The organism is Sporosarcina sp. P26b, assembly GCF_002743245.1.
GTDB classification, from domain to species: domain Bacteria; phylum Bacillota; class Bacilli; order Bacillales_A; family Planococcaceae; genus Sporosarcina; species Sporosarcina ureae_C.
In genome coordinates this window covers 19753-40393 of the sequence record NZ_PDYW01000007.1, presented here as the reverse complement: position 1 = coordinate 40393, position 20641 = coordinate 19753, and the positions used below count along the sequence as shown (strand labels likewise).

19 protein-coding genes are annotated in these 20641 nt (G+C 41.8%); 3 read left to right on the top strand and 16 right to left on the bottom strand.

Annotation, left to right across the window (positions count from 1 at the left end):
• Positions 1–43 precede the first annotated feature (43 nt).
• Both CSV69_RS08830 and CSV69_RS08825 read right to left on the bottom strand, forming a co-directional pair.
• On the bottom strand, positions 44–2308 hold the full coding sequence (locus CSV69_RS08830; protein ID WP_099693209.1) for a DEAD/DEAH box helicase: 2265 nt from the start codon (positions 2306–2308) through the stop codon (positions 44–46).
• Positions 2301–2678: a YppE family protein gene (locus tag CSV69_RS08825; protein WP_099693208.1), complete on the bottom strand. Its 378-nt coding sequence runs from the start codon at positions 2676–2678 to the stop codon at positions 2301–2303. Before CSV69_RS08825 ends, CSV69_RS08830 begins: the two co-directional genes overlap by 8 nt.
• Positions 2679–2878: 200 nt before the next feature.
• Here CSV69_RS08825 and recU point away from each other — a divergent pair, with 200 nt between their 5' ends.
• Complete coding sequence (gene recU / locus CSV69_RS08820) at positions 2879–3490, top strand: Holliday junction resolvase RecU (protein ID WP_099693207.1); 612 nt, start codon at positions 2879–2881, stop codon at positions 3488–3490.
• 24 nt (positions 3491–3514) lie between these two features.
• Positions 3515–6211: a transglycosylase domain-containing protein gene (locus CSV69_RS08815; RefSeq protein ID WP_099693206.1), complete on the top strand. Its 2697-nt coding sequence runs from the start codon at positions 3515–3517 to the stop codon at positions 6209–6211.
• A gap of 52 nt (positions 6212–6263) precedes the next feature.
• On the opposite strand, the gene CSV69_RS08810 is transcribed toward CSV69_RS08815, so the two are convergent.
• From CSV69_RS08810 to CSV69_RS08745, 14 genes are all read right to left on the bottom strand, one after another.
• On the bottom strand, positions 6264–6599 hold the full coding sequence (locus CSV69_RS08810) for a YpoC family protein (RefSeq protein ID WP_099693205.1): 336 nt from the start codon (positions 6597–6599) through the stop codon (positions 6264–6266).
• A complete protein-coding gene (nth, locus tag CSV69_RS08805) occupies positions 6596–7243 on the bottom strand; it encodes an endonuclease III (protein ID WP_099693204.1) in 648 nt (215 codons plus the stop codon). Before nth ends, CSV69_RS08810 begins: the two co-directional genes overlap by 4 nt.
• A gap of 8 nt (positions 7244–7251) precedes the next feature.
• Complete coding sequence (locus CSV69_RS08800) at positions 7252–7959, bottom strand: DnaD domain-containing protein (RefSeq protein ID WP_085428829.1); 708 nt, start codon at positions 7957–7959, stop codon at positions 7252–7254.
• 44 nt (positions 7960–8003) lie between these two features.
• Positions 8004–9197, bottom strand: a complete 1194-nt coding sequence (locus CSV69_RS08795) for a pyridoxal phosphate-dependent aminotransferase (protein ID WP_099693203.1) — start codon at positions 9195–9197, stop codon at positions 8004–8006.
• Between the two features lie 37 nt (positions 9198–9234).
• Positions 9235–9714: a cell wall elongation regulator TseB-like domain-containing protein gene (locus CSV69_RS08790; RefSeq protein ID WP_085428827.1), complete on the bottom strand. Its 480-nt coding sequence runs from the start codon at positions 9712–9714 to the stop codon at positions 9235–9237.
• Between the two features lie 54 nt (positions 9715–9768).
• Positions 9769–12558 carry an ATP-dependent DNA helicase DinG gene (gene dinG / locus CSV69_RS08785; RefSeq protein WP_099693202.1) on the bottom strand — a complete coding sequence of 930 codons (2790 nt, stop codon included), beginning with the start codon at positions 12556–12558 and terminating at the stop codon, positions 9769–9771.
• A 236-nt stretch (positions 12559–12794) separates the two neighbouring features.
• The gene (panD, locus tag CSV69_RS08780) at positions 12795–13178 is read right to left on the bottom strand and encodes an aspartate 1-decarboxylase (RefSeq protein ID WP_085428825.1); all 384 of its coding nucleotides are present in this window, start codon (positions 13176–13178) and stop codon (positions 12795–12797) included.
• A gap of 1 nt (position 13179) precedes the next feature.
• Entirely contained in the window at positions 13180–14052 is an 873-nt protein-coding gene (panC, locus tag CSV69_RS08775; protein WP_369823945.1) for a pantoate--beta-alanine ligase, read from the bottom strand.
• A complete protein-coding gene (gene panB / locus CSV69_RS08770) occupies positions 14049–14888 on the bottom strand; it encodes a 3-methyl-2-oxobutanoate hydroxymethyltransferase (protein WP_099624584.1) in 840 nt (279 codons plus the stop codon). Before panB ends, panC begins: the two co-directional genes overlap by 4 nt.
• A gap of 246 nt (positions 14889–15134) precedes the next feature.
• The gene (locus CSV69_RS08765) at positions 15135–16118 is read right to left on the bottom strand and encodes a biotin--[acetyl-CoA-carboxylase] ligase (RefSeq protein ID WP_085428823.1); all 984 of its coding nucleotides are present in this window, start codon (positions 16116–16118) and stop codon (positions 15135–15137) included.
• Positions 16096–17283, bottom strand: coding sequence for a CCA tRNA nucleotidyltransferase (locus CSV69_RS08760; RefSeq protein ID WP_099693201.1), 1188 nt, complete (start codon positions 17281–17283; stop codon positions 16096–16098). Before CSV69_RS08760 ends, CSV69_RS08765 begins: the two co-directional genes overlap by 23 nt.
• The gene (bshA, locus tag CSV69_RS08755) at positions 17280–18419 is read right to left on the bottom strand and encodes an N-acetyl-alpha-D-glucosaminyl L-malate synthase BshA (protein WP_085428821.1); all 1140 of its coding nucleotides are present in this window, start codon (positions 18417–18419) and stop codon (positions 17280–17282) included. The genes CSV69_RS08760 and bshA overlap by 4 nt, the downstream gene beginning before the upstream one ends.
• A gap of 25 nt (positions 18420–18444) precedes the next feature.
• Positions 18445–19245: a 4-hydroxy-tetrahydrodipicolinate reductase gene (dapB, locus tag CSV69_RS08750; RefSeq protein WP_085428820.1), complete on the bottom strand. Its 801-nt coding sequence runs from the start codon at positions 19243–19245 to the stop codon at positions 18445–18447.
• A complete protein-coding gene (locus tag CSV69_RS08745; RefSeq protein ID WP_085429116.1) occupies positions 19242–19574 on the bottom strand; it encodes a nucleotide pyrophosphohydrolase in 333 nt (110 codons plus the stop codon). Before CSV69_RS08745 ends, dapB begins: the two co-directional genes overlap by 4 nt.
• Before the next feature lie 181 nt (positions 19575–19755).
• Between CSV69_RS08745 and CSV69_RS08740 the strand changes: the two genes are divergently transcribed.
• A complete protein-coding gene (locus CSV69_RS08740) occupies positions 19756–20628 on the top strand; it encodes a YitT family protein (protein ID WP_085428819.1) in 873 nt (290 codons plus the stop codon).
• Positions 20629–20641 lie beyond the last annotated feature (13 nt).

Here is a 20641-nt window from a genome sequence, read left to right as displayed (position 1 = left end):
TTATAAAAAAAGAGTCGAAGCCAAAAGCTCCAACTCTCCTCAATCATTTCGCCAACTCCGCCAGCAAACTATGCGCTCGATGTTTGTTGTCCTTCTGCCCTGCTTCCTGTGCCCCGATACATACTGGGCATCCATACTCACATGGACACTCCGCCACGTGATCTGCAGATAGCATCAATAATTCTCGCCAACGACTGTAAATATTCTCGCTTAATCCAATTCCACCTGGATAACTATCATAAATAAAGAATGTAGGACGTTCCATATGAATCGCTTTCACTTGTGGAACTACGTGAATATCATTGCGATCACATTTAATAAATAACGGTACTAACGACTGAATAACGTATGCTGCAGCAGTCATGGCATCCGTCAAGTCCGATTTCTCCCAGTCCTCTGGTACATCGAATGTTAGCCAAGTACCTGACGTATGCATTTCTTCTGCAGGTAACGAAATTGGACCTGAGCCGATATTATCATGTGTATCGAATTTTATTTTCTTGAAGATTGTCGGAATCGCTAGCACTGCTAAATCTCCGTATGCTAGTGTTCGATCTCCGTCTTCCATGCGTTTGTCTTCACTTATAACTTTCAATTCCACTGCGAGATTTGCATCAGTGAAATAATCAACATCAACAACCGTTACATAGGCCTTCTTTTCTTCCCAGTCGAGCATCTCCACTTGATACTGCGTCCCTTGATGTAAATAAATGGCTTCTTCATGCAATAAAGTCATCGCGCTGAAACGATCCATTTCTCCAATTACGCGCGTCTCTTTTGGGAATGTTTGATCGATGATAATAACATTTTCTTGCGAAGCCGAACGTAAACTAATCTCACCTGCCGGAAAACGATCTGTCATCCAATGCCATTTATCAGACGTTTGTAATAAAACGCCTTCGCTCTGAAGAAATGCTAATAATTCCTGCACTTCAAACTCACCGTATGTTTCAGTGGAACTAAAAGGCAATTCAAATGAAGCACATTTTAAATGATCCATCAAAATCAACATATTATCCGGATGAATATGGATTTCTTCAGGCTGCCGTCCGAGCAAGTATTGCGGGTGTTGAATAATATACTGATCAAGCGGCATTGATTGCGCTACATAAATAATTAACGCATCTTCCTGACGTCTACCGGCACGACCTGCTTGTTGCAAGGCACTCGCAATATTTCCCGGGTAACCTGTCATAATACAAGCTTGCAATTGTCCAATATCAATACCGAGTTCTAGCGCATTCGTACTTACTACTGTACGAATATCGCCGTTCTTTAAGCCACTTTCAATCGTTCTCCGTTCTGACGGAAGATAGCCGCCACGATAACCCATTACCGTTTTATCAAACAACTTTTTCTTCGTCAGTTCTTTCATATACGTAACAAGCATTTCTACACGCACCCGACTTCGTGCAAAAATGATCGTCTGAATATGGCGCTGGTATAAAAACGCACCTAAATCACGTACTTCAAGCACGGCACTTCTACGTATACCAAACACGTCATGGACGATGGGTGGATTGTAGAAAACAAAATGCTTCTTGCCGCGTGGTGCTCCGTTTTGATCGATCAATACCATGTCTTTGTTCGTTAAATTATCTGCCAGTTCCTTTGCATTCGAAATCGTCGCAGACGTACAAATGAAAATCGGATCGCTGCCGTAAAAGTTACAAATGCGCTGCAACCTTCTTAAAACATGCGCCACATGACTACCGAATACACCTTTATACGTATGAAGTTCATCTACGACAATATATTTCAAGTTCTCGAACAATGAAATCCATTTCGTATGATGGGGTAATATGGCTGAATGCAACATGTCGGGGTTCGTCAAAATAATATGACCTGATTTTCTGACTTTCGTTCGTAAACCTGGAGCGGTATCGCCGTCATACGTGTGACTTAAAATCGTTTCTCCACTCGCTTCAATCAAGTCATGTAAATCAGCTAGTTGATCTTGTGCCAAGGCTTTCGTTGGAAACAAGTACAGTGCACGTGAAGATGGATCATCCAAAATCGACTGCAATACAGGCAAATGATAACAAAGTGATTTTCCTGATGCAGTCGGTGTAATGGCAGTAATAGAGTGCCCTTCGCTAACTGAGTCAAACGCTTGTCTCTGGTGACTGTATAACTGTGTAATACCTTTCATCGCCAAAGCTTTCCGAATGGAAGGATGCAACTTCGGAGGAAACTCCGCGATGACCGCCTCTTGCTCTTTTACTGTTTCTATATAGGCGATATTAGGACCAAAGCGAGAATCCGCAAATAGCTCTTGAATGGTATCCGGTATACTGTGTTTATTCATTCACGTGGTCCACTCCTTTATCTGCGTTCATCGCAGATAAAACCGTCTGTAATGTGTAGCGTCCTGCACGTATCGATAAGATAAAGCGCTTTTTACCGGTCGCTTTGTAAAAAGATTGTACGACGAATTGTGTCATCGAATCTTTCAATGAATCGATTTGGACCTCATGTACATAAAGAGGTTTTTCTTTCTTAATCCATACTTTCATTTCATCTGCCCAATCGGCAATGGCCTTGTGGCTACGATCCGCATATGGTTTTACTTCTCCAAAGAAATCGGGTTCATGATCAGTTTCTCTCATTCTGTAAAAACGTTGCTCACATTCATCACAAATCGTAAGTAATAATTTTGTATCTGTTATCTTGTTCATCTATAGAAAACTCCTTTAGTGTCTATCATTAAAAACGTACTTCTATTCATTTTATCAGATATAGGAACACACCTCCACTTTCTGCGAACAAACATTCCAAGCTGTCACGAAATCGACTACTTTTAGTTCTCCTGAAACCTTCCTTTCGGTAACTCGTCCAGTAGTGGGTATGGTATGATGTAGAGTACGAGGTGGTCACAATGGCGATACGTTATCCAAACGGAAAAAAGTTTACTCCTCCCGTATCTTCTTCAAAAAAGAAAAATTTTGACTACTCTTTTAGTAATCGGGGTAAGTCATTAGAGGACGAACTAAATGATACAAATGAATACTATTTAGCGCATGGTTTGGCTGTCATCCATAAAAAGCCTGTTCCTATACAAATTGTGAACGTGCGGTATCCCGCAAGAAGTGCTGCGGTCATTACAGAAGCCTACTTCCGTACTCCTTCTACGACTGACTATAATGGCATTTGGAACGGTTATTATGTGGATTTTGAAGCAAAAGAAACGAAAAATAAAACTTCGTTGCCATTGCAAAACATTCATTTGCATCAAGTGCAACATATGAAGCAAGTGATTGACCAATCAGGACTGGCTTTTTTTATCGTCAACTTTACTTTATTGGATCGATATTTCTTACTACCGTTTCAAGAATTCTATCCTCTTTGGCAACGTATGGAAAAGGGTGGAAGAAAGTCTATTACGTTAGTAGAAATCGAACAACGATCCATCGAGATCAATGCGGGTTATCAACCCCGGTTGGATTATATACAAGCTGTAGCGGATTGGATCAAAAGCAAGACAGATTAACGAGAGCGAAAGGCAGGAACTATTATGAGTGATAACATAAACTCGAGAACGGAAAGACGAAAGAAACAAGTAACAGTTAAAACAGAACGACAAAAACAGCCCCAAAGAAAGTTCCCAAAAGAGTTGTGGAAGAAAATTCTCCTGGGGATTGCTGCACTTTTCCTTATAGTATTAGTTGGCGGCGTTTCCTTATTTGCTTATTATGCAAGTACAGCGCCTGATCTAGATGAGGAACTGTTAAAAGATCCTTTGACGTCAAACTTCCTTACAAAAGATGGCGATATTTTCATGAAGTTCGGAGCTGAAAAACGGGAATTTGTACCATACGATGAAATCCCGGATCAGTTGAAAGACGCAATTCTAGCAACGGAAGATGTTCGTTTCTTCAAACACGGTGGTATAGACTTCTATCGTCTTGGCGGAGCCGTAGTTGCCAACTTCCGCAGTGGATTTGGAGCACAAGGTGCCTCTACTTTGACGCAACAAGTCATTAAAAACTCTTTCTTAAAAAACGAAAAAACGTTGAAACGTAAAGCACAAGAAGCATGGCTTGCGCACAAATTGGAAAAAGAATATACAAAAGAAGAAATTTTCGAAATGTATTTTAATAAAGTTTTAATGTCAGGTACACGTTATGGCATCGGTACAGGTGCAAACTTCTTCTACGGAAAAAAAGTAGGCGAACTGGAATTACCTGAAATGGCTTTGCTTGCAGGTATGCCGCAGTCTCCAAACGGCTATAATCCGTTTAAACATCCTGAACGTGCAGAAAAACGCCGTAATATCGTATTGACTCTTATGGAACGTCACGGCAAGATTACGACCGCTGAAATGAATGAAGCAAAGAAAGTACCGGTAACTTCTACTTTATTAGCAGAAGAAGACCGTGAAGTATTCGGTAAATATCCTGCTTACGTGGATGCGGTACTTGATGAAATTGAAGCTGCTGGCTATGCTGATCTTCTATCTGAAGGTGTGACAGTGCAGACAGCGCTTGATACAAAAGTACAAGAAACAGTAGAAGCGGCCATCAATGATCCGAGTTATTATGAATCGGATGAAATGGAAGCAGGTATGACGGTACTGGATACGAAAACTAGCGCTATCGTTGCAATTGGTGGCGGACGAAACTATTCAGGTCGAAATTTGAATTTCGCCGAAGTAAAACGTGCACCGGGCTCCAGTATAAAGCCAATTTTGTCTTACGGTCCGGCAATTGAAGAGCTAGACTGGTCTACAGGACAAAAAGTAGTTGATGAACCATACAGTTATAAAGGCTCGGGTGATAAGATCCGTAACGCAGATGGTAAATTCCTTGGTACATTAACTATGCGACAAGCACTGTATTGGTCTAGAAACGTACCGGCAGTCAAGGCATTTGAAAAAGTAGGAACTAAGAAAGCAGAAGCCTTCGCGAATAAACTTGGGTTTACGTATGACAATATAGATTCATCTAATGCCCTAGGTGGCGGAGCTGAATTCTCTACAGTTCAAATGGCAGGCGCATATGCTGCTTTCGGTAATGGCGGTATTTACACAAAACCCCATGCCGTAACTAAACTAGTATTGCGTGACGGGAAAACAGAAAAGAATTTACGTCCGGATCCTGTAACTGCAATGAAAGATTCTACTGCCTATATGATTACAGATGTATTGCGTGATGTCCTTACCGAGTATGAAGCAACAGGTACTCGAGCAAATATCAGTAATATGGATATTGCGGGAAAAACTGGTACAACAAATTTTGATGCTAAAAAAATGCAAAAAGACAATATGAAAAGTCATTACGTGCCTGATACGTGGTTTACAGGTTATACAACCGAATATACAATTTCAACATGGGGCGGGTATGGTAAGTATCTACCTATCACGACATATGAGCACGGACGTTACGTTCCACAATATCTTTTCCGTGATGTCATGAGCAAAATCGCAAAAGATCCAGGTACATTCGCTCAACCCGACTCTGTAGAAGAGGCGGATATCGTCAAAGGCAGTGACCCTATCATGCTGGCGAGTTCATTTACTTATCGCAATCAGATTAGTACTGAATTATTTGTCAGGGGAACACTGCCCGACAGATCTGCAGTACCTGAAAAAATATCCATCCCAAGTCCGGAAGGTTTAACCGCACAATTCGATGCAAATTCCAACACCGTTCAATTGAATTGGAATTATGATGTATCGAATAAGTATGATAGCCTAGGAAGTCCTACATTCAACGTAAGCGTCTCTGTTGATGGTGGGGCAGCACAAAGTATTACCACTACTTCTGATCAGCAGACGACCTATTCAGGTGTAGAATACGGCAAGAGCTATACATTCTACGTGAGTGCCAATATGGGCGGCTATACGAGCGGATCAGCAACAGCTAGCCTATCGATAAAAGATGCAAATGAACCAGTAATTGAAGACGAGCCAATCATTGTGCCTGACGATAACGGGGATGATCAAAATATTCCGGACGATGATCCATCAGATACTGACTCAAATTCAGATAATGAATCCGATAATGAAGATCAAAACCAATCGGATCAAAATACCCCAAATAATCCAGATGGCAACAACTCGAACAATAATGAGAACGACAATAACCAAAACAACCAAGATCAAAATCAAGGTCAAGGTCAAGGTCAGAACAATCAAGGACAAGGAAACCAAGGGAATCAAGGAGAACAAGGTCAAAATCAAAATGAACCCAACATCAACCCCTCTGATTAACCTATCAACTAAAAAAGAGCGAACCGACATGATGTCGATTCGCTCTTTTTATTTACTGTTGAACACGTATACGTGCCGCCTTCTTCTTCATCTCATCATACAGCATCGTCAGTTGAATCATCGCATAATGACTATTTTTTTGCAGTTTGATAAATTCGATTCGTTCCTCGTAATTATTCGGCTCAAGTGCATGGTGCATCTTGCCTGTATGAGAATTCTCTGCTAGTTCACTCTGGCCGATCAACCATTCTAACTGCTCGATTGCTGGCTGTATTAATAGCAATTTACGTTCGTCGTTGACAGCATACGTTTCTTCTAATTCCGGCTTTTGCTGTTCCCACCGAGCAAGTACTTGTTGGACATGTTCTTTTAACTGTTCAGGTGTCATTTCGCTTTCATCCTTTTCTGGCCTTCACGGCATAAATCCAACAGTGGACATTCTGGGCAGTTGGGATTTTGTGCTTTGCAGTGATAACGACCGAAGAAAATCATTTGATGATGAGTTTGAGTCCATTTTCCCATTGGTGTCCAACGCATGATTTTTTCTTCTACATCAAGCGGACGATCTTTCCAGCGATTCATGCCAAGCCTTTTCGCTACGCGCTCCACATGTGTATCAACAGCTAGAGCTGGAACACCGAATGCGTTTGATACAACGACATTGGCTGTCTTCCTACCCACACCCGGTAACGTCATCATCTCATCACGGTTTGGAGGTACTTCTCCACCAAACTCGTCAAGCAGTTGGAGACTAAGTGCCTGTATATTCTTTGATTTATTACGGAACAAGCCGATTGAACGTATATCGTCCTGCAATTCTTCAATAGGTACAGCAAGATAATCTTCTGGTGTTTGATATTTCTTAAACAACTCTGCTGTGACGCGATTGACTAGTACGTCTGTACATTGCGCTGATAAAAGAGTTGCGATTAGTAATTCAAAAGGATTCTTATGAACGAGTTCACAATGCGCTTCTGGAAACATCTCTTCGAACTTTTGCAGGCATATGTTCCATTGTGTTTTTGTCAGCATCGTTTCACCTACTCCCGTTCTTCAAGCCAATTATAGAAAGGTACATCTTTAATTGCTGTTTTTGCTTGCGGAGCTGTTGCTACAGTTGTCGGACGGAACGCTTTCGTCTGCTTTTCAACATCTCGCATAGTCTTGACATTTTTCTTTTTCCACTCAAATAAAATCCGATCAATATAACGCAAACTCATCTTTTGTGCCAAAACGGCTTCTCGTAATGCTGCACGGATAATTTCCGTGGAATGACCATCTTTATCAATCCACATACCGATTGTTTCAAATTCCATCGGTGATAAGAAACGACCGAATTCTTGCTCAAATAACGAGAAGATTTCTCCCTCATCCTGCTTGACCACTTCTTCTTCTGACTGCATCTTCTGTTTTTCAACTTCTTCTATCAATCGTTTCCATAAAGGATAAAATGAAAACTTTTCATGCAATACTTTATTTTCATCGGTACTCTGTTCTATAGAAAATAATCCTTTTTGCATCATGCGCTGTAAGCAATTCGTAACATCTTTCTCTTGTTGTTGCATACGATTCGCGATATCGGTCGGCGTAGGAAAATAGTTCCCCGCTTCCTGAAATGCAATCATATGGAGTAATACCATGGCATCATTATCTGAGATCAATAGTTTTTTATAATGTTGAAAAAAGAGCTGGGAAATAGAAACATTCCCCTGCTCAATCCAGATTTTCAGCCGCTCATCTTGCTGCATATTTGAAACTTCCTCTCATCAGCAACTAATGGGTTGCTTCTGTTTTACGCTTTCCAGTGATCTCTTACAAATTGATCAATACGTGCAATTCCTTTTTCCAATTGATCGATTGACGTTGCATACGAAAGTCGAATCGTCGAATCAGAACCGAAGCCAGTACCTGGAATGACTGCTACTTTCGCTTCTGTCAATAACGCTTGTGCGAACACATCGACATTTGCAAAGCCAGTATTCTTCAATGCTTCTTGGACATCGGGCAAGAAATAGAATGCTCCTTGTGGCTTTAACACGTGGAAACCTGGGATAGCTGCAAGCTTAGGATACGCTTGATTCAAACGGGATTCGAAATCTTTTCGCATCACTTCCACAGCATCTTGCGGTCCGTTATATGCTTCGATCGCAGCGTATTGTGAAGTCGTTGTCGGGTTAGACGTCGAATGGCTAGCGAGGTTCGTCATCGCACCTACTACTTCCGCGTCACCTGCAATATAACCAATTCTCCAACCTGTCATCGAATGGGATTTCGATACTCCATTTATAACGAATGTACGCTCTTTTGCATCTTCTGAAAGTTGCGCAATGGATACATGGTGTTGTCCATCATAAACGAGTTTTTCATATATTTCATCCGAAATGATCCACACGTCTTTTTCACGGCAAACTTCAGCAATTTCTTCCAGTTCTTCCTTGGAATAAATCATTCCCGTCGGATTACCTGGCGAGTTAATGATCACGGCTTTAGTTTGATCAGTAATTGCCTCGTTGATTTGCTTCGCAGATACTTTGAATTGATTGGCAGCCGTGCCTTCAATAAATACTGGCGTGCCTTCCGCTAATTTCACCTGTTCCGGATAACTCACCCAGAATGGGGAAGGAATGATGACTTCATCACCTTTATTCAGTAGGACTTGGAATAGTGTAAAGAGTACGTGCTTCGCTCCGATACCGACCAACACTTCCTTACGTGTATAGTCCAAGCCTTGATCTCTTTTCAATTTGTCAATTATAGCGTCTTTTAATTCTGGAAGACCGCCCGCAGGAGTATATTTTGTCTTTCCATCTTTCATTGATTGATACGCTGCTGCCAAAATGTTTTCAGGTGTATTAAAATCCGGTTCGCCTGCTCCGAGCCCAACAATATCGATGCCGGCTGCTTTCATTTCTTTTGCTTTTGCAGTAATCGCTAATGTTGTAGATGGTGTTAAAGTACTTACTCTGGACGCTAATTGCTTTCTCAAATTGACCGCTCCCTTTTAGTTCTAATTCCAACTCACTCTATAATTTTGTAATATGCTTAAGCCGCTTTCCATCGGTGAAGTTTAGATACGCATAGTTTAACGTATCCTCGCTATCGAGATAACCAACTTCCCAAAATGGTGTGTCATTTTCCAGACCTAATGATGCGTTCAGTATTTTCTTCACATCATCATCTCTTTTGACGTTAGCAATGGCTTTTTGCTCTGTAATACCATCTTTAATCGAAACGGCTTTTAGTATTTTCGTCGTTTGTTCTTCAACGAAAACTATTTTTTCATGTCCATTCTTATCTATTCCATAGACCGTGATCCATGATGTCTTTCCATGATAATGATTCGTCTTATTTACCTTTTCAAGAACATTATTTTCCAATACAGCTTTTTCCGCTACCTTACTCGATGCAGCGAACGGTTTCTCTGCTTGGTAGAAAACGATCAGTGTAATCGTGATTCCAAGTGTGAGTAAAAATAGAAATAGAAACTTAATCCAATTAAGCATAAGCGACTCTTCCTATCGAATGAACCGTTGATTTTTTTCGATTCATTTTACAACCTACTTTCTTTTGCTACATCCATCATTATAACAATTTTCGATCTCGTTAACTAGACCTTCAAGGGATACTTTTTTCACAAATGACTTTGGTAATGCCTCTAAAAAGGATTTACCATAGGATTTGGTATCGATACGGCGATCTAATATAATAAAGAACCCCTGCTGATCAGATGAGCGAATCAATCTGCCGAATCCTTGTCGGAAACGCAGTATAGCTTCAGGTAAACCTAGATGCATGAATGCGTTTTTACGCTCTGCGACCAATGCTTCAGAACGCGCTTTAAAGAGAGGTTCATCCGGTGAAGTAAACGGCAGACGAACAACAACTACCGCAGATAATTGTTCACTCGGTACATCGACGCCTTCCCAGAAGCTCGTCGTGCCGAACAACACCGCTTTCTCCTGCTGTTTAAATGTCTTTAACAGCTTGTGACGACTTCCAGAACTAACACCTTGTGCAATCAATACATAATCTTCTTGCAATGATTCACTGTCGATCACCGCTTGATGAGTCTTCTTCAACATGTCATGCGACAAGAACAATGCAAATACTCGTCCTTCAATCGCAACGGCCGTTTGAATTAGTGCATCCGCCACCGCTTCGATATACTCATCATTCGATACTTGCTGAATATCCGGCATATCTTCCACAATTAACGTATGTGCGCCTTCGTAAAAGTTAGCAGGTGCTTTAAATGTATATAATGGGACAGAAGGCGGCAGTCCCGCTTGATCCAGCACGAAGCGATCTTGCTGTCCGGCTGTTAGCGTTCCAGATGTCCAGACGATACCTGCCTCACCTTCGAGTGTATCAATGAAATCCCGGATGACTTCAGAACCGTTAACTGGGCTTTTCTTGATCTGTAAACTACCTGGCAAACTGCGGCTGTCTTTTTCCATCCAAACCGTCGAGCTCATTTTCGGCTTTTCCAAAAATAGTTCAACCCATTCTCCTGCTTTGACTTTCATTTCATTGACCCAATAAGACCATTCATTCAGTACAGCAAGCTCATGAACAGTTAATTCATTCGAGAGGTTTTTTAGTGGTGCAGCATATTTTTCAGACACGCTAATATATTCATTCATCTTACGCAAAACTTTAGTGAAAATTTCATTCGTCCTCAAACGCTTAGATAGTGGCTGTATCGTTTTTGTCACCTGTTTATCCCCGTTATTTGAGTTCGAGTTGATCAGTACGAGCATCGATTCATCGAATGCCAACATGAATTCGTCAAACGCGTGTTGTAAGCGTTCGGTGGAAGTTTTATGATTAAAATGAAATCGTATCAAGACATCTTGCATATCAAACAGCAACTGACAATTACTTAAGCCGTTCAACTGACTCATTACATACTTCCAATTTGTATAGGAAAACACTTGCTGATGCGTGCGAATAGCTGCTTGATTCATTTGATGCGCTTCATCCACCACCAAACCACTAATGGAATGGAATAACGGATCATAGCGCTGTTTGTCATTTAGTAACATCGAGTGATTCGTCAACAACACCATCGACTGCTGGCAGTTTTTCAATGTATGTGTATAGAAATCGGCTATTCGTTCATCTTTCTTCACGCGCATCGAACGCTTACGGATACGGTCGACAAACAGCTGACCGCCTCCCGATACATTCACCTCATCTAAATCTCCAGTAGTCGTTTCTGTCAACCAGACCAATAACTGCATGATCGTGATGGAGTCATCATACACTTCATCATTAAAATGCATAAGTTCTTCAAACTTTCCCAATGAAATATAATTTGACATACCTTTGATCACAGTCGTTGGAATCGTTATGTGCAAAGCCTTTTCAAGTTTTGCGACTTCCTCGGCTAGTGTATCGACCAAATGGTTTGTATACGTACTAATAACAACCGGTTGTTTCGTTTCAAATGCATGAATTAATGCCGGTACTAAATAACCGATCGTCTTGCCTGCACCCGTAGGAATCTCAACAGCCACTTGTTTCTTTTCAATGAATGATTGCCACGTCAAATCCATCAACTGTGCTTGACCTTCTCTAATATGATAAGACGGATGAATTTTCTGCATCACATGTTCTTTCGCCATCTCGTCTGCTGGAAATGCTATAGGCTGCGGCCATGCCATAGTACGGAGCTTCGATTTTACATACGGAATCCCTCGGAACAAAGCGTAGTCACTAGATGTTTCATGTCCTCGAGAGCGCTTAAGTGCTTCATAGAATAACGTCGAGATTTCAGATTTCATCGCAAATGAACGCTCATGCATACGACTTAATGTTTCTTTAGGTAACGTTTCAATTTTCTCAAGTGCCTTCAACAAGAACAACGCAGTCGCTTCCGCATCATCATCCGCACGGTGAGCTTGCTGTAAAGGGATCCCCAGAGATTCGGCTATATCCTGCAATCGATAACTTGGCAATGTAGGATACATAATCTTCGCTAGTTCTACTGTATCAATCGTCTTGCCATACCATTGTGACATGCCACATCGTATGAATTCTTTTTGTAGAAATGATACGTCAAAGTCTGTATTATGCGCGACAAAAATACACCCAGCAAGCAAATCTGCCACCTCTTCAGCGATCTCTTCAAAAGGAGCGGCGTCTGCAACGTCTTCATCTCCGATTGATGTCAATTGATGAATAAAGGGCGGAATCGAGCGCTGCGGATGCACATAGCGCATATATGTATCAATTATTTGATTGTTCTCAATAAAGACAATTGCTATTTGAATAATCCGATCTCCCTTTGAAGGCGAATGACCAGTCGTTTCCAAATCGACAACTGCATATTTGCTTGTAGACATACCATCATCAACTTCCTATTTGGTTTCTAAAGCAAATTGTATCACACTTACCACAGCGACTCACGTCTTGCATCGGAGTCAATGACAAGAAAAAATTAAAAGGAACATTGGGTAGTAGTTTCGGATTAAAGCTCTAGTTCGGAACGCAGATCAACGCTTCTTTCTCCTTCCCAACTCTCAAATTCTACAAACTAAACCCCCATTCGAATAACTCTCAAATGGGGGTTTAGTACTCTTTAGAATATAGCGACGCCAGGTTTTTCCGTAATAACTTCTTTCACACGATTGTTCTCATCCATAATCAACACAGTCGGTCGATGCGTGCGTGCCTCTTCCTCCGACACATACACGTAGGATAAGATGATGACGATGTCGCCTGGCTGCACAAGACGCGCAGCAGCACCGTTCACACAAATCACGCCGCTACCTGGCTCTCCTTCGATAATATACGTTTCGAAGCGCGCACCGTTATTATTATTGACGATCTGCACTTTTTCATTCGGCAACATACCCGCAGCTTCTAATAAAGCTCCATCAATTGTAATGCTGCCGACGTAATTCAAGTCAGCTTCTGTGACAGTAGCGCGATGTAATTTTCCATTCATCATCATTCTAAACATTCTATTCATCCTTTATAGTTGACATAATAATATTATCTATCAATCTTGCGGAAGTAAACTGCACCGCTGCGGCTACTATCACTTCTGCCGCGTCGTTGATATTTTCATCCAATGATGGATAAGCCAGTACTTCGACATAATCAATCGTTCCTGACGTTTCCTCTTCAATCGTTCTGCGCACGATCTTCGCTACCTCTTGCAATGGAATGCCTTCATAATAACTGCGTCTTCCCAAGCTCAGTGCACGATAAATCGCGCTCGCTTCATTTCGTTCATGTTCAAGTAATCGGACATTACGGGAGCTTTTCGCGAGACCGTCTTCTTCACGCACAGTAGGTACACGAGTAATTGACGTACGCAAGTTGAAATCATGTACGAATGTTTCAATAATCGCAAGTTGCTGTGCATCTTTCATACCAAAATAGGATTCATCTGGATCAACGATATTGAATAATTTCAATACCACTTTCAATACACCATCGAAATGTCCTGGTCTAGAAGCACCACATAGTCGGGATGCCTGTTCACCTGGCAAAATACTGATTCCGCTTTTACGAGGATACATCTCTTCAGCAGATGGAATGAATAGATAATCCACTCCTGCAGTGGATGCAAGTTCCGCGTCATGCTGTTCATCCCGTGGATAGGCATCATAATCTTCACCGGGTCCGAACTGTGCAGGGTTAACGAAAATACTCATCACTACGATGTCATGATCTCTCCGCGCTTCCTTCGCTAATGCCATATGTCCTTCATGAAGGAAACCCATTGTTGGTACGAAACCAACTGTGCGTCCTTCTCGTTGTCTTGGATTAAGAATATTTTTCAGTTCAGCGATTGAACGAACTATTTGCATAGTAGCACTGGCATTCATAGTGTCTTCCCCCCGTACAACGCATCCAGTTCTTCTTCCTTCATAGTGAAGCGGTGGCTCTCAGAAGGGAATGAACCGTTTTTCACTGCCGAGTTATATAACTTCATGGCGCCTTCGATATCTTTACCAACTTCCGCATAACTTTCAACGAATTTTGGTAATTTATGATTACCGTAGCGAACCATGTCATGAAAAACAAGTACTTGTCCATCTGTTTCTGCGCCTGCACCAATTCCGATGATAGGAATAGAAACGGCCATAGAAACTTCTTTCGCTAATTGGAAAGGAATACACTCGAGCACGATCATGAATGCTCCTGCTGCTTCACAAGCTTTAGCATCATCAATCAGCTGTTTAGCTGCCGCCGCTGTTTTACCTTGTACTTTATATCCACCGGTGACTCCAGCAGACTGCGGAAGCAATCCTAAATGTGCACATACTGGCATACCCGCTGTCGTCAACAACTTGATTTTATCGATGACTGCACCACTGCCTTCTACTTTAAGCGCATTCGCAGAAGTTTCCTGGAATAACCGTAAAGCATTCTGTAAGGTTATGTCAGCTGAACCATGATACGTACCAAACGGCATATCTACGATGACAAATGTATCTTTTGCACCTCGGCGAACTGCTTTGCCGTGATGCGACATCTCGTCAAGCGTCACATGCGATGTCGAATCATAACCGAGTACGACCATACCAAGTGAATCGCCTACAAGAAGTACATCAATCCCCGCTTGTTCTGCAATTTGTGCTGTCGGATAATCATACGCTGTCAGCATACTGATTTTCTCACCGTTTGTTTTCATTTTCGAAAAATCTGTTGTCGATTTCACTGTTAATCTTCTCCTTTACGTCTGATTTCAGCAGGCGTTTGGTAGGCAAAATAACCAAAAATAAAACCCTACTGATCCAAATTTGGACAGAAGGGTTGCGTAAGCGTTTGATTTAGCTTCCTCCGTCCCTGTCTATAAAGATCAAGGCAGATTTCTTATATAATTCATTTGCCAAGCAGGTGCAGCTCCATAATTGATACCGCCCTATGCGTATACTATATCAAAACAGTCAGATTCTGTATAGTTTTAATTCTTAATCTCGATATCTGCGGAATAAATTCCGCGAATCGTTCCGTCTGCAAGTTGTAGTTCTAGCATGCCTTCATGTGATATACCAAGTGCGACTCCTTCAACTGTTTCATGGACCATGCTCGCTTTAATTTTCTTGCCTGTAATGGCGGCATAACTTTCCCATAAAATTTTAATTGGAGGAAATCCTTTTTCGACATATAAGTCCGTATATTGCTCAAGATACTTCAGGATGGCCGCCACTAATTGCGCTCGGTCAATCATTTCGCCTTTTTCGATACGTAATGATGTGGCAATCGTTTGTAATTCTTCAGGGAAATCGGATGGCTGTTGATTAGCATTGATGCCCATTCCCAAAATAACCGCTTTGACACGATCGGGATCCGACTGAAGCTCCGTCAAAATACCTGTAACCTTTTTACCGTTGATCAAAATATCATTTGGCCACTTAATGATAGGTTGAATATCTGCCACTTCCTCAATTGCACGAACAATGGCTACTGCCGCTACCAGTGTCAATTGAGGAGCATATTGCGGTGCCAGTTCGGGACGAATAATCAAACTCATCCAAATGCCTCGATTTGCTTTTGACGTCCAAGGTCTAGCCAAACGTCCTTTTCCAGCTGTCTGTTCTTCAGAAATAATCAACGTGCCATCTTCCGCTCCATTTTGTGCGTCTTCATGTGCAATCGTCTGCGTAGTAGGGACTGTTGTAAAATATTTAATAGTCCTTCCGTAGCGTTCTGTCGTTAAATACTCCGTGATGTTTCCTTGGTTGACCAAATCTGGGGCTTCAATTAAGTAATAGCCTTTCTTTCGTTGTGACCCAATTTCATAGCCTTCTTCTTCAAGCTCTTTAATGTATTTCCAAATAGCTGTGCGTGAGAGACCGAATTCATCGGCAATATCTTGACCCGATATAGGTTCACCTTGCGCCGCAAATAATCGTTTCAATAATTCACTTTTCACGGGTGATTTCATTTATAAACCAGTCCTTTATCGCCTGTGCGTCATTTTCAATTCGTCCGAAGACAATTGCTCGTTCGATTTTCTTGATCCAATCACTCGTCCATTTTCCACCACTTTTGCCTGACCACTTCAACAAGTCCGTTCCAGTAAAAGCGAGATCTGTACGTGTTCTAATCGGTAATTGCTCTTTATATTGTTCAATTTGCTGTGTAATTAATTCATTATCTTCATGATTCACATGATACACTTTTTCTACAACTTCTAAAACGTCGGTTGAATAGCTATAGAATTCCCATGGACCAAATACATGATTTCTACGGCTAGCAAATGCTTCCTCAAATTGTTTCAAAAAGCGTTTTTCCTCGTTCGACAATTTGAACTGTCTTGAGAGATTTGCGGCTTCTGTGTCCGTTACGGCAAGCATTGCTGCGAAGCCGTGACGCGCGTGAAGAAACGGAGTGTAGCGATCCAGTGTATCAAATGCCGCAAGTAACTCCGGAAAAAGTTCGGGTAAACCAATTTGACGTCCGTAATGAAATGCACGGGAAGGATTCTCTCCTAGAAACAGTTTATCCATTTCGGTTTTGATCCGTTCAATTGCGACATGCCGTAATGAAGGAGCTAGTTTTTTCATCGAATCCAATGTTTTTTCTTCAATTTCAAAATCCAAAACAGAGGAAAAACGCAAAGCACGGAAAATACGTAGCGGGTCTTCCCCAAAGCGTTCTTCAGGGTTCCCCACGCAACGAATGATCTTTTGCTTCAAATCCTTCAGTCCATCAAATAAATCTATGAGTTCACCATCCACTGTCATCGCAAGCGCATTGATCGTAAAGTCACGTCGTTGTAAATCTTCTTTCAATGAATTCACATAGATTATTTCATCAGGATGACGCTGGTCGCTATATGTAGATTCGGTACGGTACGTCGTCACTTCAATCGGCTCGCCGTGCATCATCACCAGAATCGTACCGTGTTCAATACCGATATCGATAGTATGCCTAAATACTTCTTTGACTTGGTGAGGTGTAGCCGACGTTGCTATATCGATATCGAGCGGCTTTTTGCCGAGTTCAGCATCACGTACTGCACCGCCGACAAAGACTGCTTCGTAGCCTGCTGTACTTAATTCTAGAATGACTTGCCGGCTCGCTGCGGAACCAAATGTAGACGTCATTTCATCGCCGCCACTTCATAATATAATTCCTCATATTGTTCTACAATCGAATCAGAACTAAATTCTTCTTGCACTGTTTGAATCGCATGCTTTTTCATTTGTTGATATAAAGCCGAATCGCTCAGCAACTGTGTGACACGATCTGCAACAGCTTGTACATCGCCTAGTTGCACTAAGAATCCGTTAACGCCATCCTGAACAACCTCCGGGATACCGCCGATTGCATTGGCTACGGCAGGCACACCGCACGCAAAAGCTTCGAGTAAGACGAGACCGAATGCTTCTTTCTCAGAAAGTAACAACATCACATCACTGATTGATAATAATTCAGGTAGATCATCCCGTTTCCCTAAGAACAGAATATCGTCTTGCAATCCAATACGTTCTACATACTCTTCCAAATCAAACTTTTCAGGACCTTCACCAACTAATAGCAATTTTGCTTTATGTTGCTTATCGATTAAACGGAAGCTTTCGATAATATCGGGAATGCGCTTCACTTTACGGAAATTAGATATATGGATCAGTACTTTTTCATCTTCTGCAATACCTAGTTCTTCACGCAGATGCGCTACTTCACGTGGATAATACTTTCCCTCGTCGATAAAGTTGTAAATCGTTCGTATTTCCGTCTTCGGTTGTAGCAACTCAATCGTTTCATTGCGTAATGAACGTGAAACAGCTGTTACACGATCAGATTTATTAATACCATAAGACAATGTATTTCGTAATGCAGGGTCGTGGCCAAGAATCGTCACATCGGTACCATGTAAGGTCGTTATAATACCGATAGAGGATTCCGCCATATCTTTTGCCAGAATAGCCGAGATCGCGTGTGGCACCGCATAGTGTACGTGGAGCAAATCCAGCTGTTCCGATTCGATGACTTGCGCAATACGGTTCGCAAGGGCAATGTCATAAGGAGGGTACTTGAATACCGCATATCCTTCGATCGTCACTTCATGAAACTGGATATTTGGATGAACATCTAAAAAACGAAAAGGTTTACTCGATGTAATATAATGCATCTCATGACCTTTACTCGCCATTTTCAGTCCTAATTCCGTTGCCACTACGCCTGATCCTCCAAGCGAAGGATAACAAATGACACCTACTTTTAATTTTCTATGTTGCATACATTAACCGCCTCACCGCAAAAGTTTAATCTATAATTTTTTCAAGCCCGTATACGAATCGTGGTGTGGAAACTGATTCACGAATCGCCAGTAATATCCCCGGCATAAAGGACTTACGATCGAATGAGTCATGACGGATTTTGAGTAACTCTCCTTCACCGCCAAGTAGCACTTCTTGATGTGCAAGCAATCCAGGTAACCGAATGCTGTGAATCTTCATTCCCTCCACATCTGCACCGCGTGCGCCTTTTAGCGTTTCTTGTTCTTCAGGATGACCTTGAATATGAGCTGCACGGACTTCACGAATCATTTCTGCAGTTTTAACAGCAGTTCCTGACGGTGCATCGAGTTTCCGATCATGGTGCATTTCAAGTATTTCAACGTCTCCCAAATAACGTGCAGCTTGTTGGGCAAATTTCATCATCAACACAGCGCCTATCGAGAAGTTCGGTGCGATAATACAGCTCTTTTGCTGTTCATTGGAAAGGCTCTCCAAGTCCTCTAGCATTTCAGCAGTCAATCCTGATGTTCCGATCACTACGTCCATACCAAGAGATAATGCTTCGCTTGCGTTAGCGAATACCGCATCAGGATCCGTCACATCAAGTAATACATCTGGATGATGCGCCGCATGTAACGCTGCAAGAGATGTATATATTGGAATTCCATCTTTCGCATCTGTTACTGAACCATTATGTAAATATTCTCCATCATGTTTATAATCTAGTGCCGCCACGATTTCAATGTCTGCTGCTTCCGTACCTGCCACTACCGCAGTTCCACCCATTCTTCCACGTGCACCTGCTATCGCTAATTTAATCGTCATTCCATTTCCTCCTTTTTAGTCCAGCGGTCTTTATCTCTTGTGTTGAATTTTGTCAGGACGGTCTCAAGTGCTGTAGATAAATCGATTTGTTGTGAGTTGGCGAAGCAGATGAGGACGAATAACAGATCGCCTGTTTCTTCCTCCAAAGTCCGCACAGCTTCAGTAGATTTTTTCTTCTTCATACCATAGCGATCTTGAACTTCACGTGATAATTCCCCTAACTCTTCTGTCAATCGTGCGATGAGTTCCATAGGAGGAAAATATCCTTCTTTAAAGCCTGTTATGTATGTGTCAACTTCCTGTTGCAGTTGTTCCATCGTTTTAGTCATCGCAATCAACTCCCCTTCCTATCGTATGCATTCTTCTGGCTATTGTCAAAATATAATATTTAGCACATACTATGTATAATGCACGAATTGTGACATGAAAATACGTGCGTTGAATGGACAAGCTATCTAGAAATAAAAGCTTGATGACATCAAGAGTGCATCTAACAAAGGAGTGTTGTATTTGTTCGCTGGAATTCGTGTACGCAATATCTTATTAATTATCTTGGGTGCAGCATTATTTAGTTTCGGACTCGTAAACTTTACGATCCAACATGAACTGGCGGAAGGCGGATTCACGGGAATTACGTTGATCTTACTGTTCGCCTTCAATTGGGATCCCGCATTGATGAACTTGTTGCTGAATATTCCCATGTTCATTATAGGATGGAAAATGCTTGGTAGACGTTCCTTCATTTATACCGTCATTGGTACAGTAGCCGTCTCCGTATTCATTAAATTGTTTATGAAATATGAAGTCAATATTCATATGGAAGGCGATCTATTCTTAGTTTCATTATTTGCGGGTGTTTTCATCGGTGTTGGGCTCGGTATTATATTTAGAAGCGGTGGTACGACAGGCGGTTCGGATATCATAGCAAGGCTTGCGCATAAGAAATTCGGCATTACAATGGGCAAAACGATGTTCACATTTGATGCAGCAATCATCTTATTGTCATGGGCTGTGTATTTAGACTACCGTTCGATGATGTACACTTTAGTTGCGTTATTCGTCGGTGCGCGGGTCATTGATTTCGTTCAAGAAGGTGCATATTCCGCAAGAGGTGCTTTCATCGTAACGAACTTCCCCGATGAAATCGCTAGTAAAATCGCCGATTCCATGGAACGTGGCGTGACCGTGTTCAAAGGATACGGACATTTTTCAAAGGAAGATCGTGAAATACTCTATTGTGTAGTCGGTAAAAATGAAATGATTCGATTGAAGAATCTGATCGTCTCAGTCGATCCTGAAGCGTTTGTCTCCATGATGGAAGTACATGATGTCATGGGTGAAGGTTTCACACTGGATGAACAAAAACGGCCAATTGCCGATTAAAAAAATCCTTCTG

Bases quoted from the DNA above. Each gene is read 5' to 3' on its own strand.
- CSV69_RS08830 (WP_099693209.1), bottom strand. From the start codon at position 2,308: ATGAATAAACACAGTATACCGGATACCATTCAAGAGCTATTTGCGGAT.
- CSV69_RS08825 (WP_099693208.1), bottom strand. From the start codon at position 2,678: ATGAACAAGATAACAGATACAAAATTATTACTTACGATTTGTGATGAA.
- recU (WP_099693207.1), top strand. From the start codon at position 2,879: ATGGCGATACGTTATCCAAACGGAAAAAAGTTTACTCCTCCCGTATCT.
- CSV69_RS08815 (WP_099693206.1), top strand. From the start codon at position 3,515: ATGAGTGATAACATAAACTCGAGAACGGAAAGACGAAAGAAACAAGTA.
- CSV69_RS08810 (WP_099693205.1), bottom strand. From the start codon at position 6,599: ATGACACCTGAACAGTTAAAAGAACATGTCCAACAAGTACTTGCTCGG.
- nth (WP_099693204.1), bottom strand. From the start codon at position 7,243: ATGCTGACAAAAACACAATGGAACATATGCCTGCAAAAGTTCGAAGAG.
- CSV69_RS08800 (WP_085428829.1), bottom strand. From the start codon at position 7,959: ATGCAGCAAGATGAGCGGCTGAAAATCTGGATTGAGCAGGGGAATGTT.
- CSV69_RS08790 (WP_085428827.1), bottom strand. From the start codon at position 9,714: ATGCTTAATTGGATTAAGTTTCTATTTCTATTTTTACTCACACTTGGA.
- dinG (WP_099693202.1), bottom strand. From the start codon at position 12,558: ATGTCTACAAGCAAATATGCAGTTGTCGATTTGGAAACGACTGGTCAT.
- panD (WP_085428825.1), bottom strand. From the start codon at position 13,178: ATGTTTAGAATGATGATGAATGGAAAATTACATCGCGCTACTGTCACA.
- panC (WP_369823945.1), bottom strand. From the start codon at position 14,052: ATGAATGCCAGTGCTACTATGCAAATAGTTCGTTCAATCGCTGAACTG.
- CSV69_RS08765 (WP_085428823.1), bottom strand. From the start codon at position 16,118: ATGAAATCACCCGTGAAAAGTGAATTATTGAAACGATTATTTGCGGCG.
- CSV69_RS08760 (WP_099693201.1), bottom strand. From the start codon at position 17,283: ATGACGTCTACATTTGGTTCCGCAGCGAGCCGGCAAGTCATTCTAGAA.
- bshA (WP_085428821.1), bottom strand. From the start codon at position 18,419: ATGCAACATAGAAAATTAAAAGTAGGTGTCATTTGTTATCCTTCGCTT.
- dapB (WP_085428820.1), bottom strand. From the start codon at position 19,245: ATGACGATTAAATTAGCGATAGCAGGTGCACGTGGAAGAATGGGTGGA.
- CSV69_RS08745 (WP_085429116.1), bottom strand. From the start codon at position 19,574: ATGACTAAAACGATGGAACAACTGCAACAGGAAGTTGACACATACATA.